At 40.2% G+C, this 22,265-nt stretch carries 21 protein-coding genes; 3 read left to right on the top strand and 18 right to left on the bottom strand.

Translation table 11 applies throughout. The annotated features are described in order from the left end of the window. Positions 1 to 10 precede the first annotated feature (10 nt). Both RWU19_RS10255 and fni read left to right on the top strand, forming a co-directional pair. Entirely contained in the window at positions 11 to 1,096 is a 1,086-nt protein-coding gene (locus RWU19_RS10255) for a phosphomevalonate kinase (protein WP_123837549.1), read from the top strand. Next, entirely contained in the window at positions 1,093 to 2,148 is a 1,056-nt protein-coding gene (gene fni / locus RWU19_RS10250) for a type 2 isopentenyl-diphosphate Delta-isomerase (protein ID WP_123837548.1), read from the top strand. The genes RWU19_RS10255 and fni overlap by 4 nt, the downstream gene beginning before the upstream one ends. A 117-nt stretch (positions 2,149 to 2,265) precedes the next feature. On the opposite strand, the gene RWU19_RS10245 is transcribed toward fni, so the two are convergent. The 10 genes from RWU19_RS10245 to rhaB form a co-directional block, all read right to left on the bottom strand. Then, on the bottom strand, positions 2,266 to 3,069 hold the full coding sequence (locus RWU19_RS10245) for a gluconate 5-dehydrogenase (RefSeq protein WP_002320630.1): 804 nt from the start codon (positions 3,067 to 3,069) through the stop codon (positions 2,266 to 2,268). A 19-nt stretch (positions 3,070 to 3,088) separates the two neighbouring features. Continuing rightward, complete coding sequence (gene kduI, locus RWU19_RS10240) at positions 3,089 to 3,931, bottom strand: 5-dehydro-4-deoxy-D-glucuronate isomerase (RefSeq protein ID WP_002288239.1); 843 nt, start codon at positions 3,929 to 3,931, stop codon at positions 3,089 to 3,091. Positions 3,932 to 3,946: 15 nt separating this feature from the next. Beyond that, on the bottom strand, positions 3,947 to 4,954 hold the full coding sequence (locus RWU19_RS10235) for a sugar kinase (protein ID WP_086311248.1): 1,008 nt from the start codon (positions 4,952 to 4,954) through the stop codon (positions 3,947 to 3,949). A 6-nt stretch (positions 4,955 to 4,960) separates the two neighbouring features. Then, positions 4,961 to 5,605 (bottom strand): bifunctional 4-hydroxy-2-oxoglutarate aldolase/2-dehydro-3-deoxy-phosphogluconate aldolase, encoded by a 645-nt coding sequence (locus RWU19_RS10230; RefSeq protein ID WP_002288242.1) that lies wholly within the window; start codon positions 5,603 to 5,605, stop codon positions 4,961 to 4,963. 99 nt (positions 5,606 to 5,704) lie between these two features. Continuing rightward, the gene (locus tag RWU19_RS10225; protein ID WP_002293373.1) at positions 5,705 to 6,463 is read right to left on the bottom strand and encodes an IclR family transcriptional regulator; all 759 of its coding nucleotides are present in this window, start codon (positions 6,461 to 6,463) and stop codon (positions 5,705 to 5,707) included. A gap of 126 nt (positions 6,464 to 6,589) precedes the next feature. Further along, entirely contained in the window at positions 6,590 to 7,741 is a 1,152-nt protein-coding gene (fucO, locus tag RWU19_RS10220; RefSeq protein WP_002329709.1) for a lactaldehyde reductase, read from the bottom strand. An 81-nt stretch (positions 7,742 to 7,822) separates the two neighbouring features. After that, positions 7,823 to 8,134, bottom strand: coding sequence for an L-rhamnose mutarotase (gene rhaM, locus RWU19_RS10215; RefSeq protein ID WP_123837547.1), 312 nt, complete (start codon positions 8,132 to 8,134; stop codon positions 7,823 to 7,825). A gap of 1 nt (position 8,135) precedes the next feature. Next, positions 8,136 to 8,981 carry a rhamnulose-1-phosphate aldolase gene (gene rhaD, locus RWU19_RS10210; protein ID WP_002293380.1) on the bottom strand — a complete coding sequence of 282 codons (846 nt, stop codon included), beginning with the start codon at positions 8,979 to 8,981 and terminating at the stop codon, positions 8,136 to 8,138. Between the two features lie 13 nt (positions 8,982 to 8,994). Then, on the bottom strand, positions 8,995 to 10,251 hold the full coding sequence (rhaA, locus tag RWU19_RS10205; RefSeq protein ID WP_086286312.1) for an L-rhamnose isomerase: 1,257 nt from the start codon (positions 10,249 to 10,251) through the stop codon (positions 8,995 to 8,997). Next, positions 10,248 to 11,708: a rhamnulokinase gene (gene rhaB, locus RWU19_RS10200; RefSeq protein WP_002336141.1), complete on the bottom strand. Its 1,461-nt coding sequence runs from the start codon at positions 11,706 to 11,708 to the stop codon at positions 10,248 to 10,250. Before rhaB ends, rhaA begins: the two co-directional genes overlap by 4 nt. A gap of 152 nt (positions 11,709 to 11,860) precedes the next feature. Between rhaB and RWU19_RS10195 the strand changes: the two genes are divergently transcribed. Then, positions 11,861 to 12,730: a helix-turn-helix domain-containing protein gene (locus RWU19_RS10195; protein ID WP_002293387.1), complete on the top strand. Its 870-nt coding sequence runs from the start codon at positions 11,861 to 11,863 to the stop codon at positions 12,728 to 12,730. A 116-nt stretch (positions 12,731 to 12,846) separates the two neighbouring features. On the opposite strand, the gene RWU19_RS10190 is transcribed toward RWU19_RS10195, so the two are convergent. The 8 genes from RWU19_RS10190 to yajC form a co-directional block, all read right to left on the bottom strand. After that, entirely contained in the window at positions 12,847 to 13,746 is a 900-nt protein-coding gene (locus RWU19_RS10190; protein ID WP_002293388.1) for an AraC family transcriptional regulator, read from the bottom strand. A gap of 163 nt (positions 13,747 to 13,909) precedes the next feature. After that, positions 13,910 to 14,734, bottom strand: a complete 825-nt coding sequence (locus tag RWU19_RS10185; protein WP_010722329.1) for a sugar phosphate isomerase/epimerase family protein — start codon at positions 14,732 to 14,734, stop codon at positions 13,910 to 13,912. 10 nt (positions 14,735 to 14,744) lie between these two features. Continuing rightward, on the bottom strand, positions 14,745 to 16,040 hold the full coding sequence (locus tag RWU19_RS10180) for a TRAP transporter large permease (protein ID WP_316002721.1): 1,296 nt from the start codon (positions 16,038 to 16,040) through the stop codon (positions 14,745 to 14,747). A gap of 15 nt (positions 16,041 to 16,055) precedes the next feature. Further along, complete coding sequence (locus RWU19_RS10175) at positions 16,056 to 16,535, bottom strand: TRAP transporter small permease (RefSeq protein ID WP_002329716.1); 480 nt, start codon at positions 16,533 to 16,535, stop codon at positions 16,056 to 16,058. 5 nt (positions 16,536 to 16,540) lie between these two features. Beyond that, positions 16,541 to 17,569, bottom strand: coding sequence for a TRAP transporter substrate-binding protein (locus RWU19_RS10170; protein ID WP_002293394.1), 1,029 nt, complete (start codon positions 17,567 to 17,569; stop codon positions 16,541 to 16,543). Positions 17,570 to 17,585: 16 nt separating this feature from the next. Further along, positions 17,586 to 18,692, bottom strand: coding sequence for a glycoside hydrolase family 105 protein (locus tag RWU19_RS10165; RefSeq protein ID WP_002309738.1), 1,107 nt, complete (start codon positions 18,690 to 18,692; stop codon positions 17,586 to 17,588). 229 nt (positions 18,693 to 18,921) lie between these two features. After that, positions 18,922 to 21,519, bottom strand: coding sequence for a bifunctional acetaldehyde-CoA/alcohol dehydrogenase (gene adhE, locus RWU19_RS10160; protein WP_002341075.1), 2,598 nt, complete (start codon positions 21,517 to 21,519; stop codon positions 18,922 to 18,924). 304 nt (positions 21,520 to 21,823) lie between these two features. Beyond that, positions 21,824 to 22,204, bottom strand: coding sequence for a preprotein translocase subunit YajC (yajC, locus tag RWU19_RS10155; RefSeq protein ID WP_002293398.1), 381 nt, complete (start codon positions 22,202 to 22,204; stop codon positions 21,824 to 21,826). Between the last annotated feature and the right edge of the window lie 61 nt (positions 22,205 to 22,265).

The following is a 22,265-nucleotide window of genomic DNA, read 5'->3' as shown; positions in this document are numbered from 1 at the left end:
GGAGATTTTTATGATTGAAGTATCTGCACCAGGCAAACTCTATATTGCCGGAGAATATGCAGTTGTTGAAACAGGTCATCCGGCAGTTATCGCTGCAGTCGATCAATTCGTGACAGTCACTGTAGAGTCCGCACGAAAAGTCGGAAGTATCCAATCTGCACAATATAGCGGGATGCCTGTACGTTGGACAAGACGTAACGGGGAATTAGTTTTAGATATTCGGGAAAATCCTTTTCATTATATCCTTGCTGCTATTCGATTGACTGAAAAGTATGCACAAGAAAAAAACATTCTTTTATCCTTTTATGATCTGAAAGTAACAAGCGAGCTAGACAGTTCAAATGGTCGGAAATACGGATTAGGTTCTAGCGGCGCCGTTACTGTTGCAACGGTCAAAGCCTTGAATGTTTTTTACGCATTGAATTTATCTCAGCTAGAGATTTTCAAGATCGCAGCACTCGCTAATTTAGCAGTTCAAGATAATGGTTCTTGCGGCGACATCGCTGCTAGCTGTTATGGTGGCTGGATCGCCTTCTCGACCTTCGACCATCCTTGGCTCCAAGAACAAGAAACTCAGCATTCCATCAGTGAGTTACTTGCCATGGATTGGCCTGGTCTATCAATTGAACCATTGATTGCTCCTGAAGATCTACGTTTATTGATTGGTTGGACGGGTAGCCCTGCCTCTACTTCTGATTTGGTCGATCAAGTTCACCGTTCGAGAGAAGATAAAATGGTGGCTTATCAGCTTTTCTTAAAAAATAGTACAGAATGCGTCAACGAAATGATCAAAGGGTTTAAAGAAGATAATGTTACGTTGATCCAACAGATGATTCGAAAAAACCGACAATTACTGCATGATTTATCGGCTATCACCGGAGTTGTTATCGAAACGCCTGCTTTGAACAAATTATGTAATTTAGCTGAACAGTATGATGGGGCTGCAAAGTCTTCCGGTGCAGGTGGTGGGGATTGCGGCATCGTGATCGTTGATCAGAAATCTGGCATCCTTCCTTTAATGAGTGCATGGGAAAAAGCAGAGATCACCCCCCTACCGTTACATGTCTATAGCGATCAAAGAAAGGAAAAACGATGAATCGAAAAGATGAACATGTTTCACTAGCTAAAGCCTTTCATGATAAGCAAAAAAATGAATTTGATTTCGTACGGGTCATTCATAATCCTTTGCCGCAAACAGCAGTTGCTGATGTCGATCTAAGTACACAGGCAGCTGGGTTTACACTAAGCAGCCCGTTTTATATCAATGCGATGACAGGCGGAAGCGAAAAAACAAAAAAAATCAACCAAGATCTTGCAATCGTCGCAAGAGAAGCAGATTTGATGATTGCCACTGGTTCAGTCAGCGCTGCCTTGAAGGACCCTTCTTTAGCCGATACTTATACAATTGTGCGACAAGAATATCCTCACGGGAAAATCATTGCCAACATCGGTGCAGGAACTTCTGTCGAAAGAGCCCAAGAAGCTATCCGATTGTTTCACGCAGATGCCTTACAGATTCATTTGAATGCACCTCAAGAATTGGTCATGCCTGAGGGAGACCGTGATTTTACTAACTGGAAAGCACTTATCCAAGAGATTCAAACAGCCATTGATGTCCCCCTCATCGTAAAAGAAGTCGGGTTTGGCATGACAAGAGAAACGATTAAAGATTTAGCTTCTTTAGGGGTTCATACAGTTGATATCAGCGGTCGAAGCGGGACAAGTTTCACCCAGATTGAAAATGCCCGTCGCTCCAAGCGAGAACTGAATTATCTAGCTGATTGGGGGCAATCGACAGTCGCCTCATTGCTTGAAGCAAATGAAGCAGACACTTCTATGGAAATCCTAGCCTCCGGAGGTATCCGCAATGCCTATGACATATTTAAGGCCCTTTGTCTAGGCGCAAAAGCAGTGGGCACTTCAGGAACTGTATTGACTCACCTGATGAATCATGGCGTAGAAGAAACCATTATGCTAATGAAACAATGGCAAGAGGAACTTCGTCTGCTTTATACCATGGTCGGCGCAACGAATATCGCGACCCTCCACCAACAATCTCTCATCTTTTCCGGTCCAGTGAAGGATTGGTGCGAAGCAAGAGGAATCGACTTAGTGAAGTATGGAAGACGCACAGAAAAAGGAGTATGACTGATTTACGTCATACTCCTTTTTTTCAAATAAATGATGTTTGATCAGCTGTCCTTCGGTATTCGTTCAAGCTGCTGATTTCATAACCTCTCCACTAAACAGTGTACTAAACCTCGTTTAAGGTTGTTTTCCGATATAGGCAAGTATGCCGCCGTCTACATACAAGACATGGCCGTTAACGAAATCCGATGCGCTAGAAGCCAAGAAGACAGATGGCCCAGCCAAATCGATTGGCTCGCCCCAACGTGCTGCTGGCGTACGTCCAACGATAAATTGGTCGAATGGATGACGTTCTCCGTTTTCTTGTGTTTCGCGTAATGGAGCAGTTTGTGGTGTAGCAATATAACCTGGTCCAATTCCATTACATTGGATATTGTATTGACCATATTCAGAAGCGATGTTTTTCGTCAGCATTTTTAATCCGCCTTTTGCCGCAGCATAAGCACTGACTGTTTCGCGTCCTAATTCACTCATCATGGAACAGATATTGATGATTTTACCGCCGCCTTTTTCGATCATATCTGGAATAACTGCTTTTGAAACGATAAATGGAGCATTTAAATCCACGTCGATCACTTGACGGAAGTCAGCCGCATCCATTTCGATCATCGGTGTCCGTTTGATGATCCCTGCATTATTGACTAGAATATCAACTGAACCTACATCTTCTTTGATTTGCTGAACCATTGCTTGAACCGCTTCTTCATCGGTTACATCGCAGACATAACCTTTTGCATCGATGCCTGCTTCTTTATAATGCGCTATACCTTCATCAACTGATTCTTGATTCAAGTTATTAAATACGATTTTTGCTCCTGCTGTAGCTAAAGAGCGTGCAATCTCAAATCCAATACCATAGACAGCACCGGTGACTAATGCTACTTTTCCATCTAAACGAAACATATCCATATTAAATTCCATCATTTTCTCTCCCTTATGCTTATTTTAATTGATCCATTTGCACCATATCCATGTCTGTATAGGTGATGTTTTCTCCGCACATTGCCCAGATGAATGAGTAATTGCTTGTACCTACACCTGAATGGATCGACCAGCTTGGTGAAATAATGGCTTGTTCATTGTCTACGACTAAATGTTTTGTTTCATCTGGTTTGCCCATCATGTGGAACACACGTGTATCTTCATTGGCATAATCAAAGTAGACATACGCTTCCATACGACGTTCATGTGTATGACAAGGCATCGTATTCCAAGCACTTCCTGGTTCTAAAATCGTATAACCCATTTGTAATTGACAGCTTTCGCATACATTTGGATGGATGTATTGATAGATTTTACGTTCATTCAATGTCAGACCTTCACCAGTTTCCATTGGTTTTACTTGGTCGATACTGATTTTTACATTTGGATATTTATGATGAGCTGGAACAGAACTAATATAGAATTTAGCTGGGTTTTCAGCATCTTGAGAAGAAAATACGACATGTCGTGTTTCTTTTCCGATATAATAGCCGTCTTGTTTTTTCATTTCTTCTTTTTGCCCATCGATCTCGATGAATCCTGGTCCACCGATATTGATCACACCTAGTTCACGACGTTCTAAGAAGTAATCTACACCTAGTTCTTTGTCTAATGTGATTTCTAATTCTTTTTCAGTAGGTGTCACGCCACCAAAGATCATTCGATCGTTGTGCGTATAAGTCAAACTGATTTTTCCTGGTTCAAATACCTTTTCTACTAAAAACTCTTTTCTCAATTGTTCCGTTGAATAATGACGGATATCTTCTGGACTGTGTGTATAACGTGTTTCCATTTCTTGCATTTTCTTCTACTCCTTCTATCGAATGATTTTTCCAGAGCCGCATGCTAAAAATTGTGCGACTTCTTCTTGACTGAATTGGTTGCAGTCCCCGTGGATCGTATGCTTCAAGGCAGAAGCTGCCGTAGCAAAATCAATGATTTCTTGCGGGGGCATATTGGATAAAATCCCATGGAGCACGCCACCTGCAAAAGCATCTCCGCCACCTACTCGATCCACGATTGGGGTGATTCTATGGACTTGGGATTCCACATATTCATGGTTCATCCACAATGTCCCCTTCAATTCATTTTCACTTGCTGAATGAACGGTACGTTTGGTCGAATAAAACACTTGGATATTCGGGAACTTTTCCTGCATTTTTTGATAATAATAAATGAGAGGTTGTTCTTCTGCTTCTGGCGCTTTCTCGATACCTAACAAATAAAGAGCATCCATTTTTCCAGCTGAACAGATATCTACTAAAGGTAAAAGCTGATGGATTACTTCGCTGGCTTCTTGCTGTGTCCATAATTTCCCGCGATAGTTGATATCGAAGCTGATCAGGCAGCCGGCTTTTTTTGCAGCTTCTATCACTTGTTTCGTCATTTTTTGCCATTTTTTAGACAAAGCTGGGGTGATTCCTGAAACATGAAATATATCTATTCCTTGGAATAACTCCTCTAACGACCATTCCAAATGATCCATTTCAGCAAAGCTTGATCCGGCACGATCATAGATCACTGAGGCGGCGCGTTCGCCACTACCAGTTTCCATATAATAAGTACCTAGTCTTGGTCCACCAGATAATACCTGTTTCGTATCTACTCCATAACATTGCAAGTGCTTTTTGACTGCTTTTCCCAATGCGTTATCAGGTACTTTGGTAGCAAAAACCGCGTCATGTCCGTAATTAGCTAAAGAAATTGCTACGTTTGCTTCCCCTCCGCCATAATGGGCTGCGAATCGTTCACTTGAATCGATGCGGGTTCCCTGTTCTGTGGATAATCGCAACATGATTTCTCCGAGTGTCACTACTTTTCCCATAAGCAGTTACCTCTTGATTTCTTTCATTTTTGCTGCATACTGTTGCGCGACTTCCGTTACTTTGTCAAAATCTCCTGTAGCTGCAGGTGCTAAAAGGTTCCCACCTACTCCGACTGTTACGACACCAGCATCGAACCACTCTTTCATATTGTCCAGACTCACACCACCAGTTGGCATGATATTGACTTGAGGCATCGGTGCCTTGAAGGCAGAAATGATACTTGGTCCATAAGCGCTTCCAGGAAATAGTTTGACGATATCTACCCCGCTTTTCAGCGCTGTTTTGATCTCGGTAATCGTCATACATCCTGGTAAGTAAGGAATTTGATACAGATTGCACATCTCTGCCGTTTCTTGATCAAAGGAAGGGCTAACAATATACTCTGCGCCAGCTAAGATAGCCAAGCGAGCTGTGACAGCGTCTAATACTGTACCTGCGCCAATCACTATTTCTGGTTGATCTTTGTAAAATGACAAAAGTTCTTTGATTACTTGATCCGCTTGAGGGACTGTAAAAGTCAACTCAATACCAGTTAGACCACCTTTGATGATTGCGTGGCAAGCATTCAAAGCTTCTTCTTTACTTTTTCCGCGTACCACCGCAATCACTCCGGCGTTTTTCAATCGAGATAAAATATCAATTTTTTTCATCTTCTCCACCTATTTCCTATTTAGAAATTTTATTTTATAACTTGGAAATCTATACCCATATTATACGGCAGAAAAGAAAAAATGCAAACGCTTTTTTCATTATTTTTGAATTCTTTGCTCGATTTCACTTTTTGTTTGCTTGAGGGCACTGATTATTTGTTCTTTTGTCTCATCTGTTAAACGATATTTCGGCATACTTACACTAAATGCACCAATGATTTGTTCATTTTTCACGATTGAGGCTCCTATACAAAAAATATCACGTTCGATTTCTTCATCGTCAAATGCAACGTGGGTTTCTTTTACCGTTTGGATTTCCTTTTTCAAACGCAAGGCATTGGTAATCGTGTACTCCGTGTAAGGGATCAACGGATGTTTTTCAAGATAATCAGTGTACTGCTCTTCACTGAATTCTGCTAATACGGCTTTACCCATCGCAGAATTGTATAATGGTCGGGTGATTCCGATTTTTGAAGACATACGGATCGTTTGATGTTTTGGATCTAGTTTGTTCACATACAAGATTTCATTGTTGTCCAATACCCCTAAGTGGATAGTCTCATCGATCTTTTGCTGCAACTGTTCTAAAAATGGTAAAGTCAGTTCTACCAAATCGATTTGCTCAATGTTTTTATTCGCGTAGCGAATAAGCTTTGCACCTAAACGATAATTTTTCTCTGAATTTTTATTTACGTAGCCAATCATCAGTAAAGTATCTAGTATTTTCAAGACTGTAGAAGAAGTCATTCCCACACCCTTTGCGATCGTCTGCAAAGAGATGTCTGGATTTTCCGCTAAATAGTCTAGTATTTTAGAAGCTTTGATCAATACAGTTCCATAAGGTTTTTTATTTTCCATATAATATTCTCCTATTTCTTTATAAGAAAAATTATAGCGGAAATATCATCAATTTAAAAGAGATAACCGAATACAAACTGCTATTTCTCTTTATAGGCAACTCAAAGTTAAAGATCCGCTTCATTTTTACATCAAGCTTTGATATAAGGCAATAATTTCTTCTACTGTCGTTTCTCTTGGATTTCCTGGTGTACATACATCTCGCAAAGCATCTTCTGCAATTGCTGGGATATCCGCTTCTTTTACACCTAACTCAGAAATGGTCGCTGGGATTCCAACCGCTTTGCTCAATCGATCGATCTCACCGCAAGCTGCATCTCTTACATCTTCTAAAGACATTTCAGCTGCTCCTTTGATTCCTAGTACAAGAGCGATTTCACGGTATTTTTCTCCAGTATATTCTTTGTTATATTTCATGATCGTTGGCAAGAGCGCTGCACACGCTACACCATGTGGGATGTTGTACCATGCACTTAACGGATGAGCCATCCCATGCACCAGTCCTAAACCTACATTTGAGAAGCCCATTCCTGCAATATATTGTCCTAATGCCATTTTTTCTCGCCCATTTTGATCACCCTCTACAGAAGCTTCCAAAGAATGACCAATGATTTCAATTGCTTTCAAATGCAGCATATCAGTCATTTCCCAAGCGCCTTTTGTGATCAACCCTTCGATAGCATGTGTCATAGCATCCATCCCTGTTGACGCAGCCAATTTTTTCGGCATTCCCATCATCATGTCACTGTCGATGAACGCAACGATTGGGATATCATGTGGATCGACACAGACGAATTTCCGGTGATTTGCTTCATCTGTGATGACGTAGTTGATCGTTACCTCAGCTGCTGTCCCAGAAGTCGTTGGTACAGCTAAGATAGGTAAACATGGATTTTTTGTATCAGCCACACCTTCTAAGCTGATGACATCTGAAAACTCTGGATTCGTCAAAATAATCCCAATGGCTTTTGCCGTATCGATTGGCGACCCCCCACCGATTGCGATCAAACAGTCTGCTTCTGCCTCTTTAACAAAAGCTACTCCGTCTTTTACGTTTTGGATCGTTGGGTTAGGTACGATCCCGTCGTATAAAACATAATCGATTCCTGCATTATCCAAAAGCTCTGTTACTTTTGTCGCTATGCCATGTTCGATCAATCCTTTATCAGTAATGACAGCTGCTTTGCTGAATCCTCGCTGCTGAAATTCGGGAACGATTGACTCAATCGCTCCTTTTCCAAAATACGATGTTTCATTTAAAATCATTCGATTACTCATTTTCTATTCCTCCTGATTTGTATTATTTTTCACAATAAAAACGAAAGAACCTCAAGCAACCGGTTGCCCAGTTGCTTGTTGCTACAGTTCGAAGACTGGCGTCAATTCACGGCTGACTGGGGAGGCATCTGGATTTGTTTCCATGATATCTTCCATGTATTTCCACCATTTTTGATTAATCGGTGTATTTGCCATTTTCCCCCATAACTCTTCATCCTCGACCACTAGGTAACCAAATAATAAACTGGTACTCGGATCAAGATAGATCGAATAGTCGATGACCCCATGTCCACGAAGCGCTGTGCGCATCTCTGGCCAAAGTTCATCATGTCTTTTTTTGTATTCTTCTTGTTTTTCTGGGTAAACTTTCATGCAAAAGGCTTTTTTCACCATGTCAGACACCTGCTTTCGTATGAACTTCCTCCAAATAACCTGCTTTCGGAGTAACACCAAACGCATCTGCTAAGCGCCACAAATTCTCATCTGTGATTGTTTGCAAGATTGGTCCTTGCGCTTTGACGTACGTATAGACTTCTGCTGCCTTTTCTGCTGTCTCGATCAAACCAAAGACTTCATCCATGTCTTTTCCTGACCCGTAGATTCCATGTTGCGGCCATAAAACCAATCGAGTTTCTTTCATTTTTTCAGCTGTTGCTTCCCCAATCTCATTTGTTCCTGGAACCATCCACGGAATGATGGAAATCCCTTCTGGAAAAACAACTAAGCATTCCGTGCACATTTGCCACAGCGTACGACTAAAGGAACGCTCGTCTAATTCATGCGTAAAGCTCATCGCTAATAAATGGCTAGCATGGCAATGCATAACGATCCGATTATCTGGGTCTACTTCTAAACGGGCGATATGACTCATAAAATGACTTGGCAACTCGCTTGTAGGAAGGCAGTCATTTTCTAACCCCCACAAAAGCTCTAATGTTTTGCCATCCTCGGCAACTCGAACGATTCCAAGGTTTTCGGCAGGTTCGCTCGCTACATTTTTAAAATATCTTCCTGAACCAGTTACAATAAAATAGCATCCTGCTAAACGGCTGGCATCAAAAATCATCGAGATGCGGCGGGTCACTTTTTCAGGATCCAAGAACGGTGTGATCTCTTCCTCTTTGAGTAAATAAGAAATATTCCCGCCATTTCGTTCATCCCATCCCAAGCGATAAAGATTCGATGTCGTTTCAATCATTTCTTTCACATAAGGCGCTTGTAAAATATCTATTTTTTTCAATATAGCCACACTCCTATTTTCTTAATCCCAACACGTCTTTTTGATATTCTTGGACTTCTTCTAGCCAATCCAAACCAACTGGAACTTGATTTTTGTAACAGAAATAATTCCATACATCGGCATACGGGAAATCTTTCAATTCTTCCGTGTAAGCCATTCTTGAAGTAAAGTCAAAAGCCAGCTCCATTTCTTTCAATCGCTTAACTGGTTCCAGCATAGCTTTCATCAATGCTTTTTGTGTATTTCTCGTACCAATGACCCAAGCAGCGATACGATTGATCGTTGCATCAAAGAAATCCAGACCGATATTCGTTTTTTCCAGTAATTCGTTACGGACTAATTCTTTAGCAATTTCCTGCAATTCATCATCCATCAAAACGACATGATCTGAATCCCAACGAACTGGACGAGAAACGTGCAACATGATTCCTTTGCTGAATAAAGCTAAGGAAGACAATTTATTGGAAATCACTTCTGTTGGATGAAAATGTCCAGCATCTAGACAAACAAGTTTGTCACGAGTCAACCCGTAACCCATATAAAATTCATGGGAACCGACTGTATAAGCTTCAGCGCCTAAACCAAATAGTTTGCTTTCTACTGCATCTTGTACATACCCTTCATCTAGCTCTTCTGTAAAAATTTCATCGAGCGATTCCATCAAACGTTTGCGTGGGGTAAAACGGTCGATTGGATTGTCTTTCATCCCATCAGGAACCCAAAAGTTATTGATACATGTTTGTCCAGTTTCTTTTCCAAAGTATTCTGCGATTTTGCGGCTTCTTTTCCCGTGTTCGATCCAGTATTCACGAACTTCTTTATCTGGGTGAGCTAATGTAAAGCCGTCTTTCATCATTGGATGCGAAAAGAAAGTGGGGTTGAAATCAAGACCGATCTCTTCTTTTTTTGCCCACTCTACCCATTTCTCAAAATGCTTCGGCTCAATCTCATTGAGATCGACCGCTTCTTCTGTGTCCAAATAGATAGCATGAAGATTCAACTTATGTTTGCCCGGTATCAACGAATATGCCTTCTCCAAATCTTGTCTAAGCTCTTCGGGTGTCCGTGCAGCTCCTGGGAAATTTCCTGTTGCCATGATTCCACCAGTCAATTCGCCATCCGGTGTCAAGAAACCTTTGACATCGTCTCCTTGCCAGCAATGCATAGAAATTTTGATGTCTTGCATCTTTTCTAGTACAGCATCTGTATCTACACCGATAGTTGCATATTTTTCTTTTGCTTGTTCGTAATTTCTTTCAATCGTGTTCATACGATTACTCCTTTGATTTTATTCACGTACCATTCCATCGTGTTTTGCTTATTTTCATCTGGGTAAAAAGTTTCACATGGAAACGACTGTTTGATTACATTTCTTGCTTGTTCTATATTCGAAAACTGACCTGTACTGAGCATTTGCATCGCTACATTCCCGATTGCTGTGGCTTCACTAGGACCTGCTTCTACAATGATTCCGGCATAATCTGCTGTCAATTGATTCAGTAAGCGATTATTCGATCCGCCCCCTACGATGTGCAGTTTTTCCAATTTCGTTCCAGTCAAGTGTTCTACTTTGATCAGCTCTTGTGCGTAACAAAGAGCAAGATTATCATACACACAACGAGCGAGAGCTCCCGGTGAAACAGGGACTGGCTGCTCTGTTTCAAAACAGTATTGCTGAATCTCTTCTATCATATTTTTAGGATTCAAAAATCGAGGGTCATTGATTTCCATCACTTGTTGCAGTGGCTTTTCTTTTGCAGCAAGTTCTGCCAATTCCGCGTAACTGTATTCGTACTCCTGCATTCGAGCAACTTCCTGGATCAACCACATCCCCATGATATTTTTCAAGAAACGCACCGTATTATGAGCGCCCCATTCATTCGTGTAATTCTCAGAAAAAGCGGCGCGAGAAACATTGGCGATCTTTGTTTCCATCCCTAAAAGCGACCATGTCCCACTGCTGATATAGCCCCACTGTTCTCCTTGCCCTGGTGTGCCTAATACAGCTGACGCCGTATCATGACTTGCTACTGTGATAAAGGTCACATCTGGCAAATCATATTTTGAGAATTTTTCTTTTTGCAAATCTCCCAGTATCGTTCCCGGCTCTGTCAATGGAGGAAATAATCCCTTCGAAACACCAACTTTTTCAAGAAGTTCTGTTTCCCACTCTTTTGTCCCTGCATTCAGCAGCTGCATAGTAGACGCATTGGTTTTCTCCGTCACCATATTGCCAGTAAAGACGTAGCCTAAATAATCAGGAATCAATAACAATTTATGTGCTTTTGCCAAATGGTCTTTTTCTTCGACAAACAATTGGAATAAGGTATTGAAAGGCTGGATCTGAATCCCTGTTTGCTCATACAACTTATCTAGAGAATAGCTTTCAGAAAACTGTTTTACTGCTTCATCGGTACGATCGTCCCGATAAGCGATCGGATCATTCAGCCGTTCCCCTTGTTTGTCAATCAAACAGTAATCGACTGCCCATGTATCGATCCCTGCAAAACAGCGATCGATCCCTGTTTTCTTTAATTTTTCAAATCCAATCAAAATCTCTTCGATAAGATAATCGATCTTCCAGCGGTCATGACCGTCTTTTTTTCGAAAGCCGTTCTTGAATCGGTGTACTTCTTCCAAGACTAAAGAACCTTCATCATTTCTCGTACTTTTCATTAGTCGTCCGCTTGACGCACCGATATCGATGGCAACAAATGTCGGATTCATTTCTCCACCTCTTTTACTTTATTGTTGATTAACACTTCCTTAATAAAGCGTTATCATTTATTAACAATGCTATCATATTACATAAACTTATATTTTGCTTCACACTATTTTGGTATATAATTGCATTATCTTGACAAGTTGGGAGTGTTTACATGGATTACTGGGAAAAAGCCAATCACTCATGGTCGGAAGACTCAAAAAGAGTGATCTTGACACCTACGCAAAGAAGTAGGAATTTATTTTTTTATATCCAAGAAATCGGTTACTTTAAAGCGCCGGTCCCTTACTATACTGAACGAGCACATTTACCTTCTTATTTGATAAAATTTACTTTGTCTGGCGAGGGTTTGCTTACATATAAAGATAATCAGCACCAGCTAAAAGCTGGAGACCTCTTTTTTATTGACTGCCAAGAATATCAGCGTTATCAAACGATTAGCGAAGAACCATGGGAAATGGATTGGATCCATTTGAATGGTCAGAGCGTCCAATCATTTTATCAAGAATTCACAAAAGACGGCCATAACACCTTCCATTCGACAGGTGATCCATCAGAAAACAAGATCCATCATCTGATCACAGAATTGATCCACATGCAGCAAGGTGCGAATGCCCGTACCGATTTCCAGTCCTCTGTAGCTATCCACGAGCTGTTGAATGAACTGATTTTGCAGAAGTATCAGCTGGATTTCGAAGAAGAAGATATTCCCCCTTACGTTTATAAGCTTAAGCAATACTTGGACGAACACTTCAAAGAAACGATCACACTTGATCAATTAGAACAGCAATTTTTACTGAATAAATATCAGCTGAGCAAAGATTTTTCCAAATTCATCGGTTCTCCGCCAATCGATTATTTAATCAGCAAAAAACTCTCTTACGCTAAAGACCTTCTTCGGTATACAGAATTTACTATTCGAATGATTTCCGAAGAAATCGGAATCGAGAATTTTGCTTACTTTAGTCGCTTGTTCAAAGCAAAAACTGGATTATCACCGAGAGATTTTCGTAAATTTAGCTGATTCATATAATATGTACGCACTTTTTTTAAAAGATATAGTAGAATAATAAAATAACCGCAGTTTCTGCTTCTATATAAACAACAGCAGCTACTTCGGTTATTTTGAGGTGGTTATTCTCATTGTTCATCTTCAAAATGTTCATAATGAATAAGCTGGTTTTGTGTATCGCGTTTCAAAAATTCTTTAGGCGTTATACCAAACTCTCTCTTGAATGCTTTCAGAAAATGCGGATAAGATGAAAAACCACTTTTACTATATACAGCACTAGAACTACGGTACTCTCGCAACAAGTGCTTGGCATAGATCAGCTTTTTCTTCATTACATACTGATGAAACGTAAATCCAGTGTACTTTTTGAATTCTCGGGTGATATGGTATTTGCTGACAAAAAATTGCTTCTCCATTTCCTCTAAAGAAAGCGGATGAGATAAATTTTTTGAGATATATTGTAACATTTGTTCCACACGCTCATTTGGAACTACAGCATTCTGTTCTTGCGCACTCTCTTCTTTTTGTACTACTTGATTGAGAAAAATCAAGTATTCTACCAGAGCTTGTTCATATTTTATGTCTTCACCGTAAATTTTTTTATCAGGAGGGTGGTCGATAAATGATAATTTTTGCTTCAATACTTCCTGTTCGACTTGCAATACACGACTCCTTTTCTCTCCCATTGGTTGAAAACAAGCCGATAGATTAGACCATGGCGTGGAACGACTTCCCAGAAAAGAAGGGGTAACAAAGATATAGACACGCTCGAATACATCTGAAGACTGGCGGACGATACGATGCAAATCGTTGGAATGGATGAGCAGCACACTTCCTGCTTTGATCGTAAATTGCCGTCCGTTCAAATAAAAAGTCGCTTCGCCCTTTAATGTAGCATGGATTTCATAGAAATCATGGTGATGGTAGATTGTTTTATTTTGGCTAACGACATCTTTGACATGATAGATTTCATACTGATCAGAAACCATCGTATTGACTTGCTCACCGCTTATTTTCTTTTGAAGCATGTGCTGCACCTCCTTTGTTCAGTTGTGCACAATTATATTATATCACGTTTTTTGCAATCAAAAAGAGCTGCTTTTATATACTCTTATAAAAAAGAAGAGACGTGACATCTTCTAGCCCCGCCCCCTCCATTCTAAATATTAGTTAATCAATGTCTTCTTTACATTATTCAAGAAGACTTCTTCCATAACGAATCCCATCATCTTTTGTTTCTTCAAGAACCACATACAGATACGGACGGTTCTTCTTGATGATTTCTTTGATTTTTGTGTACTCGATCACACCGTCTCCCAAATTTACCGGCACGATTTTTTCCTGTTCGACACGAAAATCTTTCAAATGAACCGCACATATCTTTTTACCAAAACGCTCAAAAGCTTCTTCTACCAATTGGACTTGTCCTTGATAATCAGTACTTGTAATCAAATTTGTCGGATCTAAAATGATTCCTAGATAGTCCGAATCCACTGCTTGGATCAGCTGCTCTACTCTTTCTAAAGAATACACCGGATGATTCAAACCTGGTTCTATCCCCACCATCATTTGGTATTTTTCTCCAGCTTTTACCAAGCGACGGATAACAGACACTGCTTCAGCAAATGCTTCATCTGTGAAATTTTCTTCCGTATATTGGATTTCCGGCAAAACACATCCCGTTTCCGAAGCAACCATTGACGCACCAAAGGAAGAAGCATAGCGAAGATACTGCTCGAACTTTGTCAGCAACTCTTCTCGTATCGTTAAATCTGGATGAATCATATTGATATAGCAACTTAAAATTCCTACGGACACTTCTTGCTTTTCTAAGACACGTTTGACATAATTTCCCATCCCAGAATTGATTTCGTTTGCGCCAGAAGATATTTCAGGAAACGAAAGACCTAAGGCGAGCTGCAGTGTATGAATGCCTTGTTCTTTTGTTTTTTCTGCAAGATCTTCTATCGTTTGGACTTGGGAAAGATCATGTCCTCTAATTGTAATGTTCAACATAATTATTCTCCTAACTCAGCATATTGGGTAGCCACATGACGATTTGCGGGAAATAGGTAATCAAAAACAAGACAACTAGGATGATCCCATAAAACGGAAGAAGTGGTTTCAGCATTGCCTCTGCTTTTACGCCTCCTACACTTGCACCGACATATAGCCCTGTACCTACAGGCGGCGTGATGGATCCTACACACAGATTCATGATTGAAAACAACCCGTAATGTACAGGATCAACCCCTGCACTTGTGACGATTGGTAAAAATATTGGTGTAAAAATCAAAATAGCAGGCGCTACATCCATAAACATCCCCACAAGTAATAACACAAGATTGACTAATAACAGAATCACTAGCTTATTATCCGTTACGCCCATAATCAACGAACTGATCGCCTGAGGAATACCGGTAAATGCCATGGCGAAAGACATCATGGAAGAAGTAGCTAATAAGAACATGATCGTCCCTGACATTGCTACTGATTGAAACAACATATTAGGTATATCTTTTAGTTTTACCGTCTTATAGTAGAACATAGCAATCAACAGGGAGTAAATGACAGCTATCGCTGAAGCTTCTACTGCTGTAAATATCCCCGTCAAGATACCACCGATAATGATGACAATCAATAGAAGACTAGGAATCGCCTCTTTTATTATTTTTCCAGCATGAGCCATTTGCCCTTTTTCGACAACAGGGTATTTATTCTTTTTAGCAACGATGAATGCTACTAGCATGATTCCTAATGACCAAAAAATACCTACGAGATACCCTCCCATAAACAAAGCAGAAATCGAAGCACCACCAGCAACAAGTGAATACATGATAAAAGCAGTACTTGGAGGAATGACCATACCTGTCGGAGCTGACGCGATATTGACCGCTGTTGCAAACTTCCGGTCATATCCTTCTTCCACTTGCTGAGGGATCAAGTCTCCGCCAATCGCGGTAGAAGCGGCAATGGCTGAACTAGAGATGGAACCAAATAAAGCATTCCCTAACACATTCGTATGAGCCAAAGCCCCCGGTACGCGTCCGACGAACAACATCGCAAAATCCACTAGTTTCTTGGCTATCCCTCCATTATTCATGATAATACCTGAAAGAACGAAAAACGGAATAGCGATGAGCGAAAAACTGTTGATGCTTCCCACCATTTTTTGAGCTGAACTAAAAGCAGAAACATCAAACGGTATAACTAACAATAAAGTCATCATTGATGAGAACGCAATACTTATAGCAATCGGCATCCCTAATACAAGCAACACGACAAATACAAAAAATAACACTAATCCGGCTTCTATTGCCATTTTATTCCTCCATTTTTATATTTTTTCTTGAATTGCTGGCTTGTTGCTTAATGTATCGATTAGATTGATCAGACTATAGATAATGATGAGTATCCCTGAGACAGGTACTGACAAATAGACGTACCCCATCGGAATGCTTAAAGAAGGCGAGATCTGCCCCATTGTCAACGTGACAGCATTCCATCCGCCATACACCATGATCATCGCAGCAAATACCAGAAACAAACTTTGAACAACGACTTCTAAAATTTTACTTTTTTTACCAGATAATTTTTCACTTAAAACCGTTACGGCTAGATGTGCTTTTTGTCCCACAACATACGCGGAAGACAACATGGCAAACCAGACAAGACCGAATCGGACAAGCTCTTCTGTCACCGTATTCGGATTTCCTAAAACCGTTCTGGAAAATACTTGCCATAAAACGACAGCGACCATCCCAACAAGCAAAACAGCTCCTAGGATCTCTAACACCTTATTTAAAATCACTTTCATCACAGCTACGCTCCTTGCTCTTGGATCTTTTGATAAAGGTCTTTGTAGGCAGGATCATTTTTGAATGTATCATGAAGCGGTGCGACTGCCTCTCGAAACGGTGTATTATCTACATCATTGAATTGAACTCCATGTTCTTCTTGTGCTAAAGCTTTTTCTTCTTCAATTGCTCTGGCAAAAGCTTCGATTTCAAAAACCGTCGATTCTTTTGCTGCTTCTTCAATCGCTTTTTCCTGTTCAGCAGTTAGCTGTTCTTTGATAGCATCATTCATGATGATGATATCGGGCACACGTGTATGCTCATCATAAGAATAGTATTTAGCTACCCCGCCATGTCCAGCTGTATACAAGACAAACTCATTGTTTTCTGATCCGTTGATCAAATTGGATTGAAGAGAAGTGTATACCTCATCACTTCCCATGGGGACTGGCGAACCGCCTAAAAGCTCGACCATTTTAATAGCTGTTTCGCTTTGCATCACACGGATTTTCTTTCCCTTCAAATCTTCCGGTGTATGGATTGGACCGTCTACCATATAAAAACTGCGTTGACCAGAATCATAATAGGTCAATCCGGTAAACCCTAAATCTTTGGTTGATTGGTAGATTGGTTCCATTATTTCTTCGTTATCCATCACCTTAAAGAAATGTTCTTCATCATTGAATAGATAAGGGACTGAAAAAATCGAATAATCTTTAGAAAAACTTTCCAATGCTGAGGCACTTACTTTTGTGAAATCTACTGCTCCTGACTGTGTCAACTCGATTAGTTCCCGTTCTCCACCCAGTTGTCCATCTGGAAAATACTGGATCTGTACGGAACCGTCTGTTTTTTCTTTTACTAAACGCCCAAATTCATTCATTGCATCAATTACCGGCTGGCTGTTGCTTGCATAAGCAAAGCGCAAGGTAACTGTCTCATTTACGTCTGCATCTGCGACAGTTGCCACACTAGAATTATTTCCGCAGCCGCTTAGACCTAGCAGACCTAGGCTAAGCGAACTTGCTGCAAACAGCAGTGATGTTTTTTTCATATGGGTTTCCTTTCTTTTAACAATAAGAGACGAGCAATTCTGTCAAACAAAGCACCGTTAACGACTGTCCATAAGGCATTGCTGTGATTCCGATATTCCGATAAAAATCTAAACTATCCCCCATTCCTGTCCCGATTGAAACGTTTTGGACTTCTCCTTTTTCATCGATTTGTTCAAGCAATCCTTGGATAGCACGATAAGCGACTTCTTTATATTCTTGCGGCAAATAACGTTTATGGACCGCTTTCAAAATACCGTAAGCAAATCCTGCAGTTGCAGAAGATTCCACATAAGAAGAAGGATCATCTAACAACGTATGCCATAAACCGCTTTCAGATTGATAAGTTTTTAATGCGCGCACTTGTGCTTCAAGTGTTTCAATCAACAATTTGCGCAATGCATCTTCTTTCGATAGTTCTAAGATCTCGATGATTTCTGGAATAGCAATCGTCAACCAGCAGTTTCCACGAGCCCAAAATGCTTCGGCGTAGTTATGATTTCCTTCAAACGTCCAGCCGTGATACCACAACCCTGTCCGTTTATCCATCAAGTATTTGATGTGGATCATAAACTGGTAACGTGCTTCTTCTAAATATTCTGGGCGATTCAACAGTTTCCCGATTTTTGCCAAAGGAAGCACTGTCATCATCAATGTATCATCCCACAGCTGATTCTTATTTTCCGGTCCATATGTGGCATGTTGCAACCCCTCTTCATTTGTCCGAGGCATGTCATTCATGACCCATTCTGCCCATTGTTCTAAATAAGGCAAATAGCGTGAATCTTTCGTGTCTTCATACAAGTAAGCCATCGTCAACAACGGGGCCATCGTATTGACGTTTTTTGGCGGAGCGCCTTCTTCCATCCGATCTTCAAACCATTCATTGACTACTTGATAAGCGCGAGGATTTTTTGTCATCTGGTAATTTTTATAAATACCGTATAATCCGACACCTTGTGGCCAATTCCATACTGTCCAGCTTTTGTCATCTACTTTCAATCCATCAAAGTCCAATAAAAATTCACCGTTATCGTCTTTGATCGTTGTCAGGTTTTCAACGAGCAGGTCAATTTTTTCTTTCACTAATTCTTTAGGTACAAAAATCTCTTCTTTAATAATCATCTTTATGCCACCTTTTTAAACGCTTTCATTTTTATATCCTTAATATAGCAGTAATACCGTTCACTATAAATATCGCTTTTTGAACAAAAACTGTCTAAAATTGACCTAAACGTTAAATAACAAAAGTAACTTTCAAATACTTAGAAAACAAAAAAAGAACTTGGAGAAACAACGTTTTCCAAGTTCTTTTTCATCTATTTTTTTATCTCTTTTCTATGCTTTCTTTTGCTTATCCATTGTAAGCATCAATGATGATTTGTTTCAATTCAGAGATCAATGGTTCTTTCGGATTAGCTGTCGTACATTGGTCTTCGTAAGCTAATTCAGCCATACGGTCTACGGTAGTATCTAGTGTTTCTTGTGTGACTCCTTGAGCTTTTAGACTCATGTTGATGCCGACAGATTTTCCTAATTCATAAACAGCAGTTGCTAAAGCTTCGACTAATTCCTCTGTTGTTTCGCCTTTCAGACCTAAGAATTTTGCAATATCTGCGTAATCTGTATCTGCACGGAAATAGTCATATTTAGGGAACATCGCATGTTTTTGTGGATCTTTTGCATTGTAGCGGATAATATGCGGTAAAAGAATCGCATTTGTCCGCCCATGAGGGATCCCGTATTCCCCGCCGATTTTATGTGCGACTGAGTGACAAATACCTAGGAATGCGTTAGCAAACGCCATACCAGCCATTGTAGAAGCGTTGTGCATTTTTTCACGTGATTCCATATCAGGTGTTTTCACTGATTTTTCTAAATAGTCAAAGACTAATTTGATCGCTTGCAGACTCAATCCGCGTGTATAATCTGAAGCCATGACTGAAACATAAGATTCAATTGCATGCGTCAACACATCCATTCCTGTATCTGCTGTGACAGATGCTGGAACTGACATAACGAATTGAGGATCGACGATTGCGACATCCGGTGTCAATGCATAATCTGCCAACGGATATTTCACATGTGTTTCACTGTCAGTGATGACCGCAAATGGTGTTACTTCAGAACCAGTTCCTGATGTTGTCGGGATACATACGAATTGTGTCTTTTCTGGTTTATCGATCTTGTATGTCCGTTTACGGATATCCAAGAATTTTTGTTTTGCACCGAAGAAAGATGTGTCTGGGTGTTCATAGAACATCCACATTCCCTTAGCCGCGTCCATTGCAGAACCGCCTCCAAGAGCGATCACTGTATCTGGCTTGAAGTCTGCCATCAATTTCGTTCCTGCGTATACGGTATTTGTCGATGGGTTCGGTTCAACCTCTGAGAAGACTTCGATCTTCACATCATTTTTGCGTCGTGCCAATACTTCACGAACTGTATCGCAGTAACCGAATTGGACCATACCTGGGTCACAAACGATCATGACACGTTCAACATTTTCCATTTTCTCTAAGTACAATAGAGAATTCTTTTCAAAGAAGATTTTTGGCGGTAATTTGAACCATTGCATGTTATTTCTCCGTTTCGCTACAGTTTTGACATTGATTAAGTTTACAGCAGAGACGTTACGAGAAACAGAGTTCTTACCATAAGAACCGCATCCCAAAGTCAATGACGGAATCATTTCGTTATAGATATCACCGATGCCGCCTTCTGCAGATGGTGTATTCACTAAAATACGACAAGCTTTCATTCGAAGACCGAATTTGACATGCAACTCTTCGTTTTCTGAATGGATAACTGCTGTATGTCCTAATCCTCCAAGATTCAACATACCTTCACACAAATCGAACGCATGGTCCGTGTTGTTAGCTTTGATCATGGCAAGAACTGGAGAAAGTTTTTCTCTTGAAAGCGGATAATCTGGTCCTACGCCTTCCAATTCAGCAATCAGCATTTTCGTTCCTTTTGGTACACTGATTCCTGCCAAATTAGCGATTTCCATCGCAGAATGTCCAACGATTGATGGATTGACCGCATATTTCCCTTCGTTCATCACTGCATCTTCCAATTTTTGCAATTCATCTGGTTTTACGATATAAACTTGGTGTGCTTGGAATTCTGCTTTTACTGCTGCGTAGATTTCTTTGTCCACGATCACAGCTTGTTCAGAAGCACAGATCATCCCATTATCAAATGTTTTCGAAACGATCAAATCGTTCACTGCACGTTTGATTTTTGCTGTTTTTTCAATATAAGCTGGTACGTTACCTGGACCTACACCTAAAGCTGGTTTTCCTGTAGAGTAAGCAGACTTGACCATTCCAGCTCCACCTGTCGCTAAGACGATCGCGATACCTGGATGGTTCATTAGCATAGAAGTCGCTTCGATCGATGGATGTTCAATCCATTGGATACAATTTTCAGGAGCTCCGGCAGCGATAGCAGCATCACGTACCACTCGTGCTGCTTCTGCAGAAGATTTTTGGGCACTTGGATGGAAAGCAAAAACGATTGGATTTCTTGTTTTCAACGCGATCATTGATTTGAAAATCGTTGTGGAAGTCGGATTCGTTGTTGGAGTTACTCCGCAAACCACACCGACTGGTTCAGCAATTTCAATCAATCCCTTTTGGACATCTTCATTGATTACACCAACTGTTTTATCATGTTTGATATTATGCCAAATATATTCGGACGCATACATATTTTTGATTGCTTTATCTTCGTAAACACCGCGACCTGTTTCTTCCACAGCCATTTTTGCTAATGGCATATGTTGATCTAAAGCTGCCATTGCCATTTCATGCACGATATGGTCCACTTTTTCTTGATCAAAGCTTTCCATTTCTTTCAATGCTACATTTGCTTTTTCTGCCAAACCATCAATCATTGCTTGTACGTCAATTGTCTTCGTTTTTTCTTTTTCCATTACTTTAGCCATCATTATCCTCCTAATGGGTCATGGTTATTTGTTAAATCATTCACATGTATATCATACAATATTTGTTTTTCTATGTAAACACTTTTTTGTGATTTTTTTCACAGTTATTTTTAAATATAAAATCCCTTTATTTATAAGTGTTTACATGGAAAAATATATAAAGTTATTTATTATCATTTATATGACACACCCAATTATTCAACGTTGAGCAATGTATCCTATGCTCTTATCTCTTTCTTTTTTGAATAAAAAATGAGGTAGGACACCTTTCTGCCCTACCTCGTCTTTAAATAAGCTTTGATACTTATTTTTCTTTCTTCTCTTCTGTCTCTTCCAGCGTTTCTGTTGTTTCAGTTTTTACTTCAACTGTCTCAGCTGGTTCTTCTGTTGTTTCAACAGTAGTCGTTGCATCATTTGTTACGACAGTTCCTGGTTTGACCGTTTTGATTGCTGCACGATCGTACTCAAGGAAGATCCCTTCGCAGTCTATAACGACTGTCCGTTTATCATTGTCGATTTCTGAAACAACTCCGTGTAATCCGCCGATTGTTACGACTGAATCACCTGGTTTCATGCTATCTAACAAGTTTTGACGTTCTTGCTGTTGTTTCTTTTGCGAACGTGACATAAAAAACCACATTGCTAATAGCGCGATAAACATCACAAGCATTGGTAATGATCCCATTTTTTTCACCTCACTAATTCTGTATCTACAAAAAACACTTTAGCAGAAAAATGCTGCTAAC

Source organism: Enterococcus sp. 2STP, from assembly GCF_032465635.1.
GTDB lineage: Bacteria > Bacillota > Bacilli > Lactobacillales > Enterococcaceae > Enterococcus_B > Enterococcus_B lactis.
This window is presented reverse-complemented; position numbering and strand designations above follow the sequence as displayed.

Bases quoted from the DNA above. Each gene is read 5' to 3' on its own strand.
- fni (WP_123837548.1), top strand. From the start codon at position 1,093: ATGAATCGAAAAGATGAACATGTTTCACTAGCTAAAGCCTTTCATGAT.
- rhaB (WP_002336141.1), bottom strand. From the start codon at position 11,708: ATGAATCCGACATTTGTTGCCATCGATATCGGTGCGTCAAGCGGACGA.
- adhE (WP_002341075.1), bottom strand. From the start codon at position 21,519: ATGGCTAAAGTAATGGAAAAAGAAAAAACGAAGACAATTGACGTACAA.
- RWU19_RS10245 (WP_002320630.1), bottom strand. From the start codon at position 3,069: ATGGAATTTAATATGGATATGTTTCGTTTAGATGGAAAAGTAGCATTA.
- RWU19_RS10175 (WP_002329716.1), bottom strand. From the start codon at position 16,535: ATGAAAGTGATTTTAAATAAGGTGTTAGAGATCCTAGGAGCTGTTTTG.
- yajC (WP_002293398.1), bottom strand. From the start codon at position 22,204: ATGGGATCATTACCAATGCTTGTGATGTTTATCGCGCTATTAGCAATG.
- rhaA (WP_086286312.1), bottom strand. From the start codon at position 10,251: ATGAACACGATTGAAAGAAATTACGAACAAGCAAAAGAAAAATATGCA.
- RWU19_RS10195 (WP_002293387.1), top strand. From the start codon at position 11,861: ATGGATTACTGGGAAAAAGCCAATCACTCATGGTCGGAAGACTCAAAA.
- RWU19_RS10190 (WP_002293388.1), bottom strand. From the start codon at position 13,746: ATGCTTCAAAAGAAAATAAGCGGTGAGCAAGTCAATACGATGGTTTCT.
- RWU19_RS10185 (WP_010722329.1), bottom strand. From the start codon at position 14,734: ATGTTGAACATTACAATTAGAGGACATGATCTTTCCCAAGTCCAAACG.
- RWU19_RS10255 (WP_123837549.1), top strand. From the start codon at position 11: ATGATTGAAGTATCTGCACCAGGCAAACTCTATATTGCCGGAGAATAT.
- RWU19_RS10225 (WP_002293373.1), bottom strand. From the start codon at position 6,463: ATGGAAAATAAAAAACCTTATGGAACTGTATTGATCAAAGCTTCTAAA.
- rhaM (WP_123837547.1), bottom strand. From the start codon at position 8,134: ATGGTGAAAAAAGCCTTTTGCATGAAAGTTTACCCAGAAAAACAAGAA.
- RWU19_RS10230 (WP_002288242.1), bottom strand. From the start codon at position 5,605: ATGAAAAAAATTGATATTTTATCTCGATTGAAAAACGCCGGAGTGATT.
- RWU19_RS10170 (WP_002293394.1), bottom strand. From the start codon at position 17,569: ATGAAAAAAACATCACTGCTGTTTGCAGCAAGTTCGCTTAGCCTAGGT.
- kduI (WP_002288239.1), bottom strand. From the start codon at position 3,931: ATGCAAGAAATGGAAACACGTTATACACACAGTCCAGAAGATATCCGT.
- RWU19_RS10235 (WP_086311248.1), bottom strand. From the start codon at position 4,954: ATGGGAAAAGTAGTGACACTCGGAGAAATCATGTTGCGATTATCCACA.
- RWU19_RS10180 (WP_316002721.1), bottom strand. From the start codon at position 16,040: ATGGCAATAGAAGCCGGATTAGTGTTATTTTTTGTATTTGTCGTGTTG.
- fucO (WP_002329709.1), bottom strand. From the start codon at position 7,741: ATGAGTAATCGAATGATTTTAAATGAAACATCGTATTTTGGAAAAGGA.
- RWU19_RS10165 (WP_002309738.1), bottom strand. From the start codon at position 18,692: ATGATTATTAAAGAAGAGATTTTTGTACCTAAAGAATTAGTGAAAGAA.